We start from the raw sequence: 15,763 nt of genomic DNA on the forward strand, positions 1-15,763 counted from the left end.
GGGTGGTGGTTGGTGGTGGTTGGTGGTGGTTGGTGGTGGTTGGTGGTGGTTGGTGGTGGTTGGTGGTGGTTGGTGGTGGTTGGTGGTGGTTGGTGGTGGTTGGTGGTTGGTGGTTGGTGGGGTTGGGAGGGTATGGGGTGCCGTTTTTTTTACAGGATTAACAAGATGACAGGATTAACAGGAGGGGTGTTTGGGGGCTGGTTTTTTTGGGGGCACCCCGTCGTGCACGGAGACGATCTGGGGTGGAGGTCTAACGGGAAGTGTGGGATGTGGGGTGGGCGCATGGCGCCCATGGGCAGCGGGGTGGAGCGAGGGGGCGGACGGGGGCGGGCTCAAGGAGTGAGGCCATCCAGGCCTCATCGAGTGGGGAGGAAGAGGGCTGGAAGTGCTCACGCCTGGCCGGTGATAAGGGGGCGGACGAGGGCGTGATCCCGCAGGCGCGGGACGCAGAACTCAGCACGCAAGATCCCGCAGTCGCGGGATAGGCGCATGTGCGCTCCATGGCGGACGGGGGCGTTTTGGGGCGGACGGCATCACTCGGAGAGTGATGGATACTGTACCTGCGCCCTGGAGGGGCGGGGCTTGATGGCCAGGTTCGCTCCCTCGGCCTCCGTCCTTTCTCTGCTCTCTGCTCTCTCATTTTCCTTCCCTCCTCTCAGGACTCGGGCTTGCCTACGCGGGGTAGATCATCTAGGGGTAAAAATTCGTTTTATGAGATTTTTGCCCTACTGGTCCCGCTCACTCGTCCTCCTGGTTTCCTGCATGGTGGGGAGGGTGGATGCCCAGGGGACGGCGGGGGCGCTGGAGACGACTTACGGCACGGCGGGCGTGGCGCTGACGGCGGTGGTGGGGCAGACTCTGCAGGGCACGGCGGTGGAGGTGCAGGCCGATGGCTGTGTGCTGATGGCTGGGAGTGTGTGGGATGGCCTGGGCGCGGCCCGCATGGTGGTGACCCGGTTTTTGCCCACGGGCCAGGTGGATGCCAGCTTCGGCACGGCGGGCTATGCCACGTATTCGGATGGGGGGCAGGGCTTTACGGCGCGGGCGATGGCGGTGCAGGCAGATGGCCGGATCGTGGTGGCGGGGGATTCGGGCAATACGTACTTTGTGCTGCGGCTTTTGGCCAATGGGGTGCGGGATACCAGCTTCGCCGTGACCAGTTTCACCCACTCCACTTCTTCCCAACTCACGGATGTGGCGCTGCTGCCTTCGGGGCGGGTGGTGATCTCTGGCACGACGGGACGCCTGGGGTACTCAGACACGGATGGGGAGATCTTTTGCATGCAGTCTTTCGGGGGGCGGTATTCGTCCTTTGGCTCCTCGGGGCATTTTCTCTACACGGGCTCTGGGGACCAGACGGTGACGGCGCTGCTGCCTCTGGCCGATGGCAAGCTGCTGTATGCTGGGGGGGCGGGGGGCTCCGCCGCGTATGCGGGGCGGCTGAATACGTCTGGGGTGGAGGATGCCACCTACGGCACGGCCAGCGGGCGGCGGTCTGTCTCCCTGGGGGCCAATACCCAGAGCGCCCGGGCGATGACGCTGGAGCCGAATGGGAACCTGCTCCTGGCGGCTACGAGCACTCTTTTGGGCCAGGAGATGGCCCTCATCCGCCTGACGCCGACCGGGGCGCTAGACCCGTTTTTTTCGGAGGATGGGGTGATGTCGGTCACCTTTGGCGCGGGCACCTGGGTGCCAGCGGATGTGCTGCTGCAAAGCGATGGCCGCATCCTCCTAGCGGCGTCTCAGCCGGGGGCGGCGGCCAGCCCGACGATGCGGCTGCGGCGCTTTGAGTGGACGGGCGCGGTGGATGCCAGCTTTGGCACGGCGGGGGATGCCAGCTTCACCCATGGCAGCGGGGGAAATACGGCCCTGGGCCTGCGCACGCTGCCGGGGGGAGATCTGCTGCTGGGCTGCACCACGGTGGTCACGCCGCCGCTGCGCAGTCTGGCGGCCCTGCGGGTGCAGCGTGGCCCGGTCTCTGCCACGCCCGGCATCGCCATCACGGCAGATCCCGTGTCTCAAAGCGTGGCCCAGAGGGGCAGTGTGACGCTGACGGTGGGGGTGGATGCCGCGCCTGGCCTGCCGCTGATTTACAGTTGGTACGGTCCCTACGGCCTGCTGGGCCGCACCACGGAGCCCAGTTATCTTGTTTCCAATATTCAGCCCTACCAGGAGGGGGGCTACCATGTGGTGGTGGCGGGCAGGGGCGTCAGTGTGACCAGCCAGACGGCGCAGATCCGCGTGCTGCACCCGCCGGTCATCGGCTCTGCCCCGCCAGCCGTCACGGTGGTGCCTTTTAATAACAGTCGCGTCCTCACCCCTGCCTTCAGCGGGCGTGCCCCGGCCACCATTCAGCTCCTGGAGGGGGAGACCGTGCTCAGCGAGCAGACGCGGCCTTACTCCGGCAGCTTTGAGGTGGTGGTACAAGGCGGCAGCACGGAGGACCGGCGCACCTACCGCCTGCGCCTGACGAATGACGATGGCGAGGTGACCAGCCAGCCCTTCGACGTGATCACGGCGGGAGATCCCTACCTGGCACCCAGCCCGGATGTGCTGCTGGCCGTGGGGGATGCCCTGAGCCTGCAAGCCCAACTCTTCACCTATTACGATACCCGCCTGACCTGGAAGCTGAATGGCAAGGCCCTGCCGCCGCCCCCGCTCCCGGATTTCTACAACCGCCCTGAGGCCCGCCTGGCCGATGCGGGCACCTACCAGATCCTGGCGAAAAACCTGCTGGGCAGCTACACGCGGGACCTGCGCGTGAGTGTGGCAGATCTGCGGCCCCGCCGCAGCATCGCCGCCCAGGGGCTGCGCTTTCAGCTCACCCTGCCCACGGCCGGGCCCGGCCTGACCTACGAGTGGAAAAAAGACGGCCAGCCCCTGCTGCCGCGCGCTGGCCTGAGCGGCCTGGACGGGCCCACGCTCACCTTTGACAGCCCCACTCCAGACGATGCCGGGGCCTACGTGTGCACCGTGCGCCTGGGCACGCAGGCGCTGGAGAGCAATGAGCAGACGCTGAGCGTGGCGGCTGCCGCACCCACCCTGGCCGCCTTCACCCTGCCGCCGGGGCAGATCGGCGTGGCCTACACCGCAGAGCTGCCCATCCCGGCCCTGGCAGATCACTTTGTCATCCAAGGCCTGCCCCCCGGCTTCACCTACGATGCCGTCACCCACACCCTCAGCGGCACCCCGGCCAAGTCTGGCCGCCACGCCCTCACCTTCACCGCCGTGAGCCCCCTGGGCAGCTCTGCCCCGGTCACCGTGGAGCTGGTGATCCCCATCCTGCCGGAGAGCATGCGCGGGCGCTTTTTTGGCGTCCTCGGCGGGGCCTTTTACAATGAGATGGACCTCACCATCTCCCCAGACGGCGTTTACAGCGGCAAGATCACCCTTTGCAGCCACAATGGCCGCCTGGTCCGCGTGGCCTTCAAGGGGAGCCTGCAAAACGCCAGCGCCATCGGCCAGAGCAGCGATAGCTACATCGGCACTGCCTCCCTGGCCATCAGCGGCGTGCTGCCCCAGACGGGCCGCAGCGAGCTGGCCCTGCGGCTCACGCCTGGGGACGGTAGCATCGAAGCCACGCTGAGGATCCCCTACCAGTATGAAGACTATGAGAGTGAGGAGTCCCTTTCTGGCTACCTCCAGCGCTGCCCTTACACGGCCAAGGCCCCGCTGAGCCCCGCCCACACGGGCGTGTTTAACCTGGGCTTCGCCGCTGCCAGTGGCGACGGACGGCCCGGCGGCAGCGGCTTTGCCCGCGCCACCGTCACCCCCGCCGGCCAGATCACCCAGGTGGGGAAATTGGGCGATGGCACCGCCTACACCGCCGCTGCCCCCGTGATGTACAACCACACCATCATCGGCGTGCGCCACCTGTATGGAAATCGCGGCAGCATGACCTACGAGTACTCCATCCAGCCCGGCACCCAGGGCCCCGACTACCTGAATACCAGCCTCAATGGAACCTTTTACTGGGTGAAAACGGCCGCCAGCTTCAGCGGCCAGGCGAATTTCCCCATCCAGTTTAGCGACAGCGTGTCTGTGGAAGCGGGTAGCAAATACCTGGGCCCGAACCACGCCAGCGGCCTCACTGGTCCCCTCATGATGAATGCCAGCGCGGGTGACCAAAACGTGCAGCTTTACAGCCACAACGGCATGTCCAGCATCGGCAGCCTGGGCAGCAATCACAGCGTCGTCTTTCCCAAGAGCGAAGAGCTGAACCCCCTGGGCATCAAGAGCCTGAAATTCAGCCCCGCCACCGGCCTGTTCAGCGGCAGCGCCAGCATCCGCTCTGAGGAAGAAGTGTATGACTACGAAACGGACACCTCCCGCATCGTCGTCACAAACACGCCGTTCACCTTCCAGGGCATCGTCATCCGCGCGCCGAACAGCCTCGGCAGTGTCGGCGTGGGCTTCTCCCTGCAAACGGAAAGCTTCATCCGCAACGACAACGACAAGATCATCCGCCTGAAGCGCAGTTACGGCCTCCAGATCAACCCGCAGTGAGGGGGGCGGAGGGGGAAAGGTAGGGCGGGTGGGGCCCCAGGTGCCGCGGGGCGGGGCCAGGGGACGGACGGGGGTGGGCTCAAGGAGTGAGGCCATCCTGGCCTCAGTGTTCGCCCCAAACAGGATGGTCCGCTCCCTTCCGATGCCGGAGGCATCACAGCCGATAGCTAGGGGTAAAGTGAGTCCCGCCTGCGGGACGAACGCACCCCTGGTAGCCCAAAAAGCACCTTCTCTCAGGGTCGCATCCTGGAAGGATGCCAGCCGTGTCGCCAGGTCCACCAACCTCGAAAAGGTGCAATCGGCCTTTCTCGCGCCCCTCCGGGGCGCGGCGGGTGTGGACGCGTTTTTGGTTAGGCGGGGGTCCGGGGGTTCTCGGTGCAGCGCACCTTCACCCCCGGCTATTGTTCTTTCGCCCCTCCGGGGCGGGGGGAGGGGGCGGACGGGGCTTGGCTGGGGCGGACGGCATCACTCGGAGAGTGATGGATACTGTACCTGCGCCCCGGAGGGGCGAAAGAAAAGTAGCCGGGGGTGGAGCGAGGCTTGGCGAGCGGGAACCCCCGGATGGGTGGGATAACCAACGATGTGGGCAGTGGTGCGCCCTGGAGGGGCGCGAGAAGGGGCGATTCACCCCTCGCTGCACCCCGGGGATGTTAGACCGAGCGTACGCCGCTGGCATCCTTCCAGGATGCGACCTTGGGTGGGGTGACGTCTTTGCACCACCAGGGGTGCGTTCGTCCCGCAGGCGGGACTCACTTTACCCCTGGCTATCGGCTGGGATGCCTCCGGCATCGGGGGATGGGGCAGATGGGGGAATGAGGTCGTCAGCGGCTGTACAGTATCCATCACTCTCCGAGTGATGCGTCCGCCCCAAACGGGATGGTCCGCCCCCTCCGAACGAGCGCTGGAAGTGCGGGGTGGGGCGAACGGGGGTGGGGCAGAGGTCCGTGCGCGCTGGGGGAGTGAGGCGAATAGGATATTCGCGCTCCGGTCGGGGGTGTGCGGGGTCGTGGGGAGGTGAGGGGTGGGCGTCTCGGTCCGAGGGCGTTTCTCGCGCCCCTCCGGGGCGGGGGGAAGTGCAAGGGAGCGGACGGTGCGTTTTGGGGCGGACGCATCACTCGGAGAGTGATGGATACTGTACTGCGGACGGGGGCTGATTGAGGGCGAATGAAGGTGGTTTGGTCTTTTGCTCACGGAGGCGAAAAGACGTCCCCCCTCGCCCCGCTTGCGGGGAGCAGGGCCAGGGGTGAGGGGCGGTGGGATGGTCTCGGGGGTCGAGGGCGGAGGTGTCGTTTGAGGGAAAAGGGTGCCTTTTGCGGACGAGGTTTTTCGTGCTGCGACCACCCCTCACCTGGGCCTCCTCCCCGCAAGCGGGGAGAGGGAGGGGCTTTTGGAAGCTCGGGATGGAGGAGCGGACGGGGGTTTCTCGCGCCCCTCCGGGGCGCACCCTTGGTGGACGCGTTTTTGGTTAGGCGGGCATCCGGGGGTTCCGCTCGTGCCTCGCTGCACCCCCGGCTATTGGTCTTTCGCCCCTCCGGGGCGGGGGGCGGTGCAAGGGGGCGAACGTGGGTGTGATCCCGCAGGCGCGGGACGCGAGGACGCAGAACTCGGCACGCGAGATCCCGCAATCGCGGGACAGGCGCATGTGCGCTCCATGGCGGACGGGGGGCGCTTTGGGGCGAACGCATCCCTCGGAGAGTGATGGATACGGTACTTGCGGGCGATGAGGCCAGGATGGCCTCACTCCTTGGGGCTGGGGGTTCGGGTTGGCTCAACTGGGACTGCGCCGTTCATCCTTTCTCTGGCGCTGGTAGTCACACGTTTTGTTAGGTGGGTTTTTGGGGGCTGGCCCTTTTTGAACCCCAAGCTCGGCGGGATGCGGTTTCCGTGGTTTTTGTCTTTTCTGGGGTGGGCATTCCGGCCTCAAAAAAAAAGAGAGCGGGCTGGGGGGCCCGCTCTCGAGGAGGTTTTTTTGTTCGCGGGTGTGACCACCCGCAAAGGGTTATGCAGTGGCGAGGTCTTCACCCACGGCGAAGCGCACGAAGCGGCGCACGACGAGGTTTTCACCCAGCTCGGAGATTTTGCTCTTCACAAAGTCACCGATGGTCTGGTCAGGGTTCTTGATGAACGGCTGCTCCAGGAGGCACTGGTCAGAGAAGATTTTATCAATCTTGCCCTGGATGATTTTTTCGGCGATTTCGGCTGGCTTGCCCTTGATCTGGTCTGCGGCGATGTCGCGCTCTTTGGCGATGAGGTCGGCAGGGATCTCTTCACGACCGAGGAACTTGGGGTTCGCGGCGGCGATGTGGAGGGAGATGTCTTTGACGAAGGCCTGGAAGATTTCGTTGCGGGCCACGAAGTCGGTTTCGCAGTTCACTTCGATGAGCACGCCGATGCGGCCTGCCATGTGGATGTAGGAGGCGATGATGCCTTCCTTTGTCTGGCGGTCGGCCTTCTTTTCAGCCTTGATGGTGCCTTTTTTACGAAGGATGACTTCGGCCTTTTCCAGGTCGCCATCGGCTTCCTTGAGGGCAGCTTTACATTCCATCATGGCGGCATTCGTTTTTTCACGAAGGGCCATGACGACTTTTGCGGAGATTTCAGCCATGTGTCGGGATGGGGGAAGGGGGTGAGGAAAATTACTTCTTCAGCTCAGCAGTCGCGGTGATGACGGGGTCGATCAGCTTCTGGAGAATGATGCGGATGGAGCGGATGGCGTCGTCGTTGGCGGCGATCGGGTAGTCCACTTTGTCTGGGTCGGCGTTGGTGTCCACGAGGGCCACGATCGGGATGCCGAGGCGGCGGGCTTCATGCACGGCGATGTGCTCGCGGGCGGAGTCCACGATGACGACGGCGTCTGGGAACTTGTCCATGCCACGCACGCCACGAAGGTTGCGCTCCAGCTTGATGCGCTCGCGGTTCAGGGAGGCGAGTTCCTTTTTGGACATGAGCTTGAACTCAGGCTTCTTCTCGATCTCTTCGAGGTAACCCAGGCGGGCGACGCTCTTGCGGATGGTTTCGAGGTTGGTGAGGGTACCGCCTAACCAGCGATGGTTCACGTAGAACTGGCCGCAGGCTTCAGCAGCTTCGCGGATGGCTTCCTGAGCCTGGCGTTTGCAACCGACGAAAAGGATGCGCTTGTTTTTGCGGGCGAGTTCGGAAAGGAACTCAGCGGCCACGTCGATCTGCTTGATGGTCTCCTCGATGTTGAGGATATGGATCTGGTTGCGGGAGTCGAGGATGAAAGGCTTCATCTTCGGGTTCCAACGCTTGGTTTGGTGACCGAAATGGACTCCGGCTTCGACGAGTTCTGCGAGTGCTTGGGACATGTGGGTAGTTGAGGGTGCCGATCTTTCGCACGTGGAGCTCCAGGGGAGCGGACGCTCAATGCCGGGGTGGCACAGATCCGAAAGAGGGGCGAGTTTGAGGTTAAATTCCCTGATCCTGGGCAAACGTGCCTGGGAAAAGGGGCGCAAAAGTAGGGGCAGAAGCGGATTCGGCAAGTGCTTTTTCGTGGCGCGGCTGTCACGCCGGGCGCGGGGGGGCGGGGAGCGGGGGGATTGCGCCCGTCCAGGGGGGAGGTGCCAGGGGGCGGACGGCGGTTTCTCGCGCCCCTCCGGGGCGCACCTTAGGTGGCATCGTGGGTGGTTTCGTCATCCGGGGGTTCCCGCTCGTGCCTCGCTGCACCCCCGGCTACTTTTCTTTCGCCCCTCCGGGGCGGGCTCAAGGAGTGAGGCCATCCTGGCCTCATCGAGCGGGGAAGAAGAGGGCTGGAAGTGCTCACGCCTTGCCGGTGCCAGGGGGCGGACGGCATCACTCGGAGAGTGATGGATACTGTACTGGCCGACGTGTGCGGGCTCAAGGAGTGAGGCCATCCTGGCCTCATCGAGCGGGGAGGAAGAGGGCTGGAAGTGCTCACGCCTTGCCGGTGCCAGGGGGCGGACGTGGCGTTTTGGGGCGGACGCATCACTCGGAGAGTGATGGATACTGTACCTGCGCCCCGGAGGGGCGAAAGAAAAGTAGCCGGGGGTGGAGCGAGGCTTGGCGAGCGAGAACCCCCGGATGCGCGGAATAACCAACGATGTGGTCAGAGATGCGCCCTGGAGGGGCGCGAGAAGGGCCGCTTGCACCCTCGCTGCACCCCGGGGATGTTAGACCGAGGCCACACCGCTGGCATCCCTCCAGGATGCGACCTTGGGGTGCGGCGACGTCTTTGCCCAACCAGGGGTGCGTTCGTTCCGCAGGTGGGACTCACTTGACCCCAGGCTATCGGCTGCGATGCCTCCGGCATCGGGGGACAGAGGGGGCGCACGTGGCGGCGCTGGCCGTGATTTAAACCCAGGGCCACCCCCACGGAGGCATCCAATCCCGGCGACGGGGGCGATTTTAAGGGGACGACTGACCCCACTTTTACCGGGCCCGAGACAGGCGACCTCGCCCCCCCTCCCTTCCTGAAAGCTCGCCCAAGGCGCCACCGCCCCCCCCTTTTAACCTCCCCTGTTTATGCAAGAATCCATCCTTCTCATCCCGCCGACTGACGAGCAATCCGTCTTCAGTTTCCACTTGGTCGAGTCCCTGCTGCCGCGCTTCATCACCTTCCTGGAGCAAAAAAATCTCACCCCCTGGCGCACGCCCACCGCCCTGGATAAAACCGGGCCGGATGGCCAGCCCCTTTATCAAGTGGATGTGGATAGCCCAGCCACCCAGGCCATGATGGAGGACCTGCGCCAGGAGTTCTTGGGCGACGAATAAAGGCGACCTTTCCCCCACGGCGCGCCACTTTTCGTTCGCACCTGGGGTTTAGACCGCTATTCTGCCCGCCCTTATGCTCCAAGCTGGAATCGTCGGCCTGCCCAACGTAGGCAAATCCACCCTCTTTAACGCTGTCACCCGCACCCGCAAGGCGGAGGCAGCCAACTACCCCTTTTGCACCATCGAGCCCAACCAGGGCGTCGTCGTCGTGCCCGATGAGCGCCTCGCCGTGCTCTCCAAGCTCAGCGGCTCCCAGAAACTGGTGCCTGCCGCCATCGAGTTCGTGGACATCGCCGGCCTGGTCAAAGGTGCCAGCCAGGGCGAAGGCCTGGGCAATAAATTCCTCAGCCACATCCGCGAAGTGGACGCCATCGTCCACGTCGTGCGCTGTTTTGAAAGCGGTGACATCACCCACGTGGACGGCAGCGTGGACCCCATCCGCGACATCGAAGTCATCAATACCGAGCTCATCCTGGCCGATATGGACAGCGTGTCCAAGCGCAAGTCCCGCACGGATAAAGACGCCAAGCGCGGCATCAAAGAAGCCCAGGCCGAACACGCCCTGTGTGAAAAATTGCTGCCGCACCTGGATGCCATGAAGCCCGCCGTGACGCTGGAGCTCAATGATGAAGAAAAGAAACTGCTCAAGAGCTTCTTCCTCCTCAGCGGCAAGCCCTGCATCTACGCCTGCAACGTGGCCGAAGAAGAGCTGGCCGAGGCCTCTAAAAACCCGGACCAACACCCCCAGGTGGCCAAAGTGCGCGAGTACGTGAAGCACGCCCACGCCGCCAGCGCCACCGTCGTCAGCGCCGCCATCGAGAGCGAGCTGGGCGAGCTGCCTGAAGATGAAGCCAAAGCCTACCTGGCCGACCTCGGCGTGGAAGACAGCGGTGTGAACCTGCTGATCAAGAGCGTGTATTCCCTCCTGGGCCTGCAGACCTACCTGACCACTGGGGAGAAGGAAACCCGCGCGTGGACCATCACCAAAGGCATGAAGGCCCCCCAGGCCGCTGGCGTCATTCATGGCGACTTCGAACGCGGCTTCATCGCCGCCCAGATCGTGCATTTCGATGACCTCACCGCGCTCGGCTCCGAGGCGAAGGCCCGCGAAGCTGGCAAGCTGCGCATCGAAGGCAAAGAGTACGTCATGCGCGATGGCGACGTGGTGGAATGGCGCTTCAACGTCTGATCTTTTTTTTCAGATTTCCGCACCTTTTCTAGGGGCAGGCCACCACCGGCCTGCCCCTTTTTTATGGGGGGAACCTTCGCTGTGACCTCGGTCTCACACTGTCTCCCGATGCCGGAGGCCTCACAGCCGATAGCCAGCGGTGTGGCCTCGGTCTAACATCTCCGGGGTGAATCGGGGGGGGCAGCAGCCCTTCTCGCGCCCCTCCAGGGCGCTTTTATTTTGACGCGCTTTTAATTAGGCGCAGGTCCGGGGGTTCCCGCTCGCCAAGCCTCGCTCCACCCCCGGCTACTTTTCTTTCGCCCCTCCGGGGCGCAGGTACAGGATGAATCACTCTCCGAGTGATGCGGTCCGCCCCAGACAGGCCACGTCCGCCCCCTGGCACCGGCAAGGCGTGAGCACTTCCAGCCCTCTTCTTCCCCGCTCGATGAGGCCAGGATGGCCTCACTCCTTGAGCCCGCACACGTCCGCAAGTACAGTATTCATCACTCTCCGAGTGATGTCGTCCGCCCCCAAACGCATCGTCCGCCCCCTGGCACCGTCCCCGCGCCCCGGAGGGGCGAAAGAAGAGCAGCCGGGGGTGAAGGTGCGCAGCACCGAGAACCCCCGGACCCTCGCCTAACCAACAACGCGTCCACACCCGCCGCGCCCTGGAGGGGCGCGAGAAAGGCCGATTGCACCCTTTCGAGGTTGGTGGACCTAGCCACACGGCTGGCATCCCTCTAGGATGCGACCTTGGGTGGGGTGACGTCTTTGCACCACCAGGGGTGCGTTCGTCCCGCAAGCGGGACTCACTTGACCCCTGGCTACCGGCTGGGATGCCTCCGGCATCGGAAGGAGGCGGACCATCCTGTTTGGGGCGAACGGCATCACTCGGAGAGTGATGGATACTGTACCTGCGCCCTGGAGGGGCGCGAGAAACGCCCTCGGACCGAGCCGTCCACCCCTCACCTCCCCGAAGGCCCGCAGGCGGAGCGCGAATATCCTATTCGCCTAACTCCCCCAGCGCGTACGGACACCTAACCCACCCTCGTTCGCCTCACCTGCCCAACGCTTCCAGGGCTCGTTCGGAAGGAGGCGGACCATCCTGTTTGGGGCGAACGGCATCACTCGGAGAGTGATGGATACTGTACTGCCGCAGGCGATCTCACATACCCACTCGCCCACCCTCCAACAAATCCGCTTCGTCACGATTGCTATTCCTCAGCCCCCTGGCTAGGCTCCCGTGATGAAGTATGGATTTTTGATCGCCCTCAGCCTCATCGTCACCGCCGCGCCTGCGGCTGTGCGCACCTGGACAGAGGCCGCTACGGGCAAAAAGATCGAGGCCACGTTTGTCTCCGCCACTGGCCAGACCGTCACCGTCACGGTGGCAGGCGGGCGCAGCTTCACCCTGGAGCGGGCCCGCCTTTCCCCGGAAGACCAGGCCTTCGTCCAGCAGCAGCTCACCACCGCCGCAGCGCCGCCTGCGGCCACCGCGAATCGAAAGGCTAAAGACCGCTTCGAAGACGTCAAAAAACTCACGGCGGAGGACATCCCCGTCAGCGGGCTCGCACACCCCGCCCTGGCCGCTGTGGATGCTGCCGTGGTCCAGTTCATGGTGGAAAAAGGCGTGCCCGCCGTCACCTTTGCGCTGAGCAAAAAGGGAGAAGTTGTGCATGATCGCGCTTTTGGTTGGGCGGATGCCGGCTTGAAAACGCCTCTGCAACCCGGTGTCAAAATGCGCCTTGCTTCCCTCACCAAACCCGTGGTCAAGGCCGCCATCCAGACGCTGGTGGCTGCGGGCAAATTGAAGCCTGAAGACCGCGTGTTTGAGCTGCTGGAACTCGCGCAGTACAAGGAGGCCCAAGGCTGCGACCCTCGCTGGTCGAAGGTCACCCTCCAGCAACTGCTGGATCACCAGGGCGGGTGGGATCGCGAGGCCGCAGGCGACCTCACCACCCGCAGCACCGCCATCATGGCGCTCTTCCGCCTCAAAACTGCCGAGATCGAGCCGATGCACGTCGTCCGCTACGGACTCACCCTGCCGCTCGACTTTGACCCGGGTGCCAAAGAATCTTACTGCAACTACGGCTACATCCTGCTGGCGCGCGTGGTGGAAAAAATCAGCGGTCAGCCCTTCATCGGCTACGTCCAGTCCAGCGTGGGGCAGGCAGCCAAGGCCTCCTCCTTCAGCCTGAGCCGCACGGATGCCCGCGATCGCCAGCCCGATGAAATCTGGTACTGCTACCACCCCGAATACCCCCAGGAAGAAGTGCCCCTCACCTTCCGCACTGAGGCCCGCGACGGCGCCGGCGTCCTGGCCTGCACCGCTGCGGACTACTGCCGTTTTTTAGAAACCTACTGGATCAGCGGCCAGGTGCGCGCGCCCGGCCAGCGCGCCAGCTACGCCTTTAACGGCAGCCACCCCGGCGTCACCGCCGTGTGCGCCCAGCGTGCTGACGGGCTGAACTACACCGCCCTCGCCAACCGCCGCGAAGGCGCCCCAGCCGACTGGAACGGCGACCTGCGCAAACTCATCGACACCGCCCTCGAAACCGTGGCCGTGCAGGTGAAATGAGGGGGGGAGGGTGCATTCCCAAAAAGCCCTCAATTCTGGGAAGGCGAAAAGGGAGAGAAGGCTCGTCAAAACGAGTTCTCTAAATTCGTTTTAGCGTTTGCGAGGAGACTTGGCAGCGGCTTTACTCGGCCGTTTTGACAGCCTTGGATAAAAGCGGATCACTCAGAATATTGGCGATCATGGTAGAGACTTTCTGGGGCATTGTGTTTTCACCTGCTTTGTCTTCATCCGCAGGAGATTCGTGATAGAAGTTTTTTCTGAGTTCCACTCTACTGGCCTCCAGGCATTTTTCGAAATCTGGACTTGGGGGGAAGTCATCACAAAGATCTTCGTAAATGAAAGGAATGCAGAGGAGGTTTTGAGTGCCTTGCAGCCAGTGCTTGAGAAAAGTCTGGAGACTAGCCGGGGCGGCGGGTGTTTTCCCTGTAAAGGTGTCTCTCAAACGATTCATCTCAGCGGAAGATGCGATGTGTTCAGCCTCTGGATGGCCATGACAGTCTAACCAAATGATTGGGTAAGGCTTTCCTTGCAAGACTCCTTTGAGAGGAATTTCCCCTTCAAAAAATAGCTGCATGGTGGTTTCATCCCAGTCGTTAACCAGCATGAGGTAAGCGAGATCTGCGGAGAGAGCCAGCTTGCGTGAAGAGGCGTATTCTTTGACCCGAAAACCTGTATCTACCAGTGGCCCGATGTAATCTCGATCATCGCTACGGGTGCCGCCGCTATTCTCTTCATCTTTTCCAGCGGAACTGATTAATGGTATCTCAGCATTGCCGACGGGAAACCCGACGAGCCATGCGGCACCTTTGAGATCCAGGGTTTTAAGTGTTGCGTCGGAATTCGCATGCCAAATGCGCACTTTTTTTCGCATGGTGCGACTCAGGGCTTTGATGTACTGAACGGCTGATTTTCTATGTTTGAGTTCAACCGTGAAAATCAGTTCATCTCCGAGGGCTTTCCACAGCCTGAGAAGGGGTAACTTAGAATCTAAGCCAGTAATCTCAGTATTGAGTAGATCCGGGAACTCTTGGAAAAAGTTGATGAAAAGGTTCAGCCAATTCTGATTGCGGTCTTTGCTTTCACGCTGCTTGAAGTGGGTGGAGCCGACGATGTCCACGCTCATGAAGAGCTTTAATTTCGGGCGAGAGAGTTCCTGAAACTCGTCTTCAGAGAGGTTGGATTTAATCCTCATGCTAAGCCAAGCCCCTTTAGCCGGATTTTGACGACGGCTTCAGAGACTTGATATTTATGGACGATCCGGGGAATGCTGTGATCGAAAGCTTTCCAGTCTTGGCGGAACTGGGTGGAGGGTAAGAGGAAAGCAGCGGCAAACCAATTCGCCTCCCACTCCACACGGGTGCTGCCCTCTCGACCAATCCGGATGGCCTTTTTGCCACCCTCGGAGTGCAGAAAATAATGGCCCAACTCATGAGCGATGGTAAAGCGGTTCCTCAGATTGCCGGTGTAGGCAGGCAGGCGGATGATAAAAGCGGGAGTTCGCCCTGGGAATACTTGCAGGCTACCGCTGCCACTGTCGGTATCCCAAGCATCGTATTTCACTTCCCCACCCAGGCGCTCCACGTAGGGAGCAAGCTCGGAGCCTGGAATATAACCCAGTTTGGCCGCAACTTTTTCAGCAATCTCATCCACAACGATTTTTTGCAGATTAGCAGGTTGAGGTTCTACAGAATCAATGATAGGCGCAGGCATAGAGGTAACCTCCTGAAAGAGAAACGAAGTTCTAAGATGGAGCAAGGGAATTATTAAGACACAGCGATGGGCTGGTGTGTTGCCTTTTTCAAATGAGCCGCCCCCTTTTCAAAACCCTTCGGCTTGCGCGGCGTGGTCGGCGGGGGTGCCTCTTAGAGAGGGCCATTCGCCGTAGCAGAAGGCGATGCCGCCGCTGCGGAGGCGGTCGGCGATGCGGTCGCCTAACCAATGACGGGTTTCTTTGGCGGGGCGGTTGCCTAACAAGAGGGTGCGGCGGGCGGTTTTGTGCCGGTGGTCGAGGATGGCGAAGAGGATTTCTTCGCCGTCGGCGGGGAGGTCGCGCAGGCAGATTTCATCCAAAATGAGGAGGTGGGGGCTGCGGTGGCGGTGGAGGACGGTGTGGGTGCTGTCCTCCCCATAGGCGCGGTGGTAGGCGCTGAAGAGGGCGGCGCAGTCGACCCAGCGGACGCTTTGCCCCTGGGCGAAGGTGAGGTGGGCGAGGGCGGCGGCGAGGTGGCCTTTGCCGATGCCGGGGCTGCCGGCGAGGAGGAGGTTGCGGATGCGGCCGGTGGCGAAGAGGTGGGCTTTTTCTAGGAAGGTGCTGGGGGGGACGTGGCCTTCGGTGAGGCGGGGGTGGGGGCGGTCGGTCTGGAAGTTTTCGAGGGTGGCGTGGCGGACATCGGGCGGGATGCCGGCGGCCTCCTGGCGGCGCTGGTGGCGGGCGGCCTGGGCGGCGGCGTGGCACTGGGGGCAGGTGTAGTGGGGCTGGCCGCGCTGGTGGGAGGCGGGGTGATCCAGCACGGCGGGGGTGTGCGGGTGGCGCGGGCAGGGCTGGGTGGCGGGGGCGGCGCGGAGCTGGGCGTGGAAGGCGGCGCTGCGCTGCTGGAGGGTGGTGAGGAGGTGATCGAGCGACATGGGCGTAAGCAGAGGGTTGGCGGTGGTTGGCGGTGGTTGGTGGTGGTTGGCGGTGGTTGGCGGTGGTTGGCGGTGGTTGGCGGTGGTTGGCGGTGGTTGGCGGTGGTTGGCGGTGGTTGGCGGTGGTTGGCGGTGGT

At 63.1% G+C, this 15,763-nt stretch carries 9 protein-coding genes; 4 read left to right on the plus strand and 5 right to left on the minus strand.

Going from position 1 to position 15,763, the window contains the following annotated elements; all coding sequences use genetic code 11:
- The first annotated feature begins 711 nt into the window (after positions 1–711).
- Entirely contained in the window at positions 712–4,506 is a 3,795-nt protein-coding gene (locus HNQ64_RS14355) for a hypothetical protein (RefSeq protein WP_184209742.1), read from the plus strand.
- A 1,999-nt stretch (positions 4,507–6,505) separates the two neighbouring features.
- Here HNQ64_RS14355 and tsf read toward each other — a convergent pair.
- Both tsf and rpsB read right to left on the minus strand, forming a co-directional pair.
- On the minus strand, positions 6,506–7,111 hold the full coding sequence (gene tsf / locus HNQ64_RS14360; RefSeq protein WP_184209744.1) for a translation elongation factor Ts: 606 nt from the start codon (positions 7,109–7,111) through the stop codon (positions 6,506–6,508).
- A 31-nt stretch (positions 7,112–7,142) separates the two neighbouring features.
- Positions 7,143–7,832: a 30S ribosomal protein S2 gene (gene rpsB / locus HNQ64_RS14365; RefSeq protein WP_184209746.1), complete on the minus strand. Its 690-nt coding sequence runs from the start codon at positions 7,830–7,832 to the stop codon at positions 7,143–7,145.
- Positions 7,833–9,006: 1,174 nt separating this feature from the next.
- Here rpsB and HNQ64_RS14370 point away from each other — a divergent pair.
- The 3 genes from HNQ64_RS14370 (at position 9,007) to HNQ64_RS14380 (ending at position 13,001) form a co-directional block, all read left to right on the plus strand.
- Positions 9,007–9,255, plus strand: coding sequence for a hypothetical protein (locus HNQ64_RS14370; RefSeq protein WP_184209748.1), 249 nt, complete (start codon positions 9,007–9,009; stop codon positions 9,253–9,255).
- A 73-nt stretch (positions 9,256–9,328) separates the two neighbouring features.
- A complete protein-coding gene (ychF, locus tag HNQ64_RS14375) occupies positions 9,329–10,444 on the plus strand; it encodes a redox-regulated ATPase YchF (protein ID WP_184209750.1) in 1,116 nt (371 codons plus the stop codon).
- Positions 10,445–11,669: 1,225 nt separating this feature from the next.
- Entirely contained in the window at positions 11,670–13,001 is a 1,332-nt protein-coding gene (locus HNQ64_RS14380) for a serine hydrolase domain-containing protein (RefSeq protein ID WP_184209753.1), read from the plus strand.
- 121 nt (positions 13,002–13,122) lie between these two features.
- On the opposite strand, the gene HNQ64_RS14385 is transcribed toward HNQ64_RS14380, so the two are convergent.
- The 3 genes from HNQ64_RS14385 to HNQ64_RS14395 all read right to left on the minus strand — a co-directional run.
- On the minus strand, positions 13,123–14,193 hold the full coding sequence (locus tag HNQ64_RS14385) for a hypothetical protein (RefSeq protein WP_184209755.1): 1,071 nt from the start codon (positions 14,191–14,193) through the stop codon (positions 13,123–13,125).
- The gene (locus tag HNQ64_RS14390; RefSeq protein WP_184209757.1) at positions 14,190–14,711 is read right to left on the minus strand and encodes an ImmA/IrrE family metallo-endopeptidase; all 522 of its coding nucleotides are present in this window, start codon (positions 14,709–14,711) and stop codon (positions 14,190–14,192) included. Before HNQ64_RS14390 ends, HNQ64_RS14385 begins: the two co-directional genes overlap by 4 nt.
- Before the next feature lie 108 nt (positions 14,712–14,819).
- A partial coding sequence (locus HNQ64_RS14395) for an ATP-binding protein (RefSeq protein WP_184209759.1) occupies positions 14,820–15,763 on the minus strand: 944 nt, incomplete at its 5' end.

It is taken from the genome of Prosthecobacter dejongeii (assembly GCF_014203045.1).
Lineage (GTDB): Bacteria > Verrucomicrobiota > Verrucomicrobiia > Verrucomicrobiales > Verrucomicrobiaceae > Prosthecobacter > Prosthecobacter dejongeii.

What these genes read in the sequence shown, in the direction of transcription:
- HNQ64_RS14355 (WP_184209742.1), top strand. Translation starts at nt 712, where the DNA reads ATGAGATTTTTGCCCTACTGGTCCCGCTCACTCGTCCTCCTGGTTTCC.
- tsf (WP_184209744.1), bottom strand. Translation starts at nt 7,111, where the DNA reads ATGGCTGAAATCTCCGCAAAAGTCGTCATGGCCCTTCGTGAAAAAACG.
- rpsB (WP_184209746.1), bottom strand. Translation starts at nt 7,832, where the DNA reads ATGTCCCAAGCACTCGCAGAACTCGTCGAAGCCGGAGTCCATTTCGGT.
- HNQ64_RS14370 (WP_184209748.1), top strand. Translation starts at nt 9,007, where the DNA reads ATGCAAGAATCCATCCTTCTCATCCCGCCGACTGACGAGCAATCCGTC.
- ychF (WP_184209750.1), top strand. Translation starts at nt 9,329, where the DNA reads ATGCTCCAAGCTGGAATCGTCGGCCTGCCCAACGTAGGCAAATCCACC.
- HNQ64_RS14380 (WP_184209753.1), top strand. Translation starts at nt 11,670, where the DNA reads ATGAAGTATGGATTTTTGATCGCCCTCAGCCTCATCGTCACCGCCGCG.
- HNQ64_RS14385 (WP_184209755.1), bottom strand. Translation starts at nt 14,193, where the DNA reads ATGAGGATTAAATCCAACCTCTCTGAAGACGAGTTTCAGGAACTCTCT.
- HNQ64_RS14390 (WP_184209757.1), bottom strand. Translation starts at nt 14,711, where the DNA reads ATGCCTGCGCCTATCATTGATTCTGTAGAACCTCAACCTGCTAATCTG.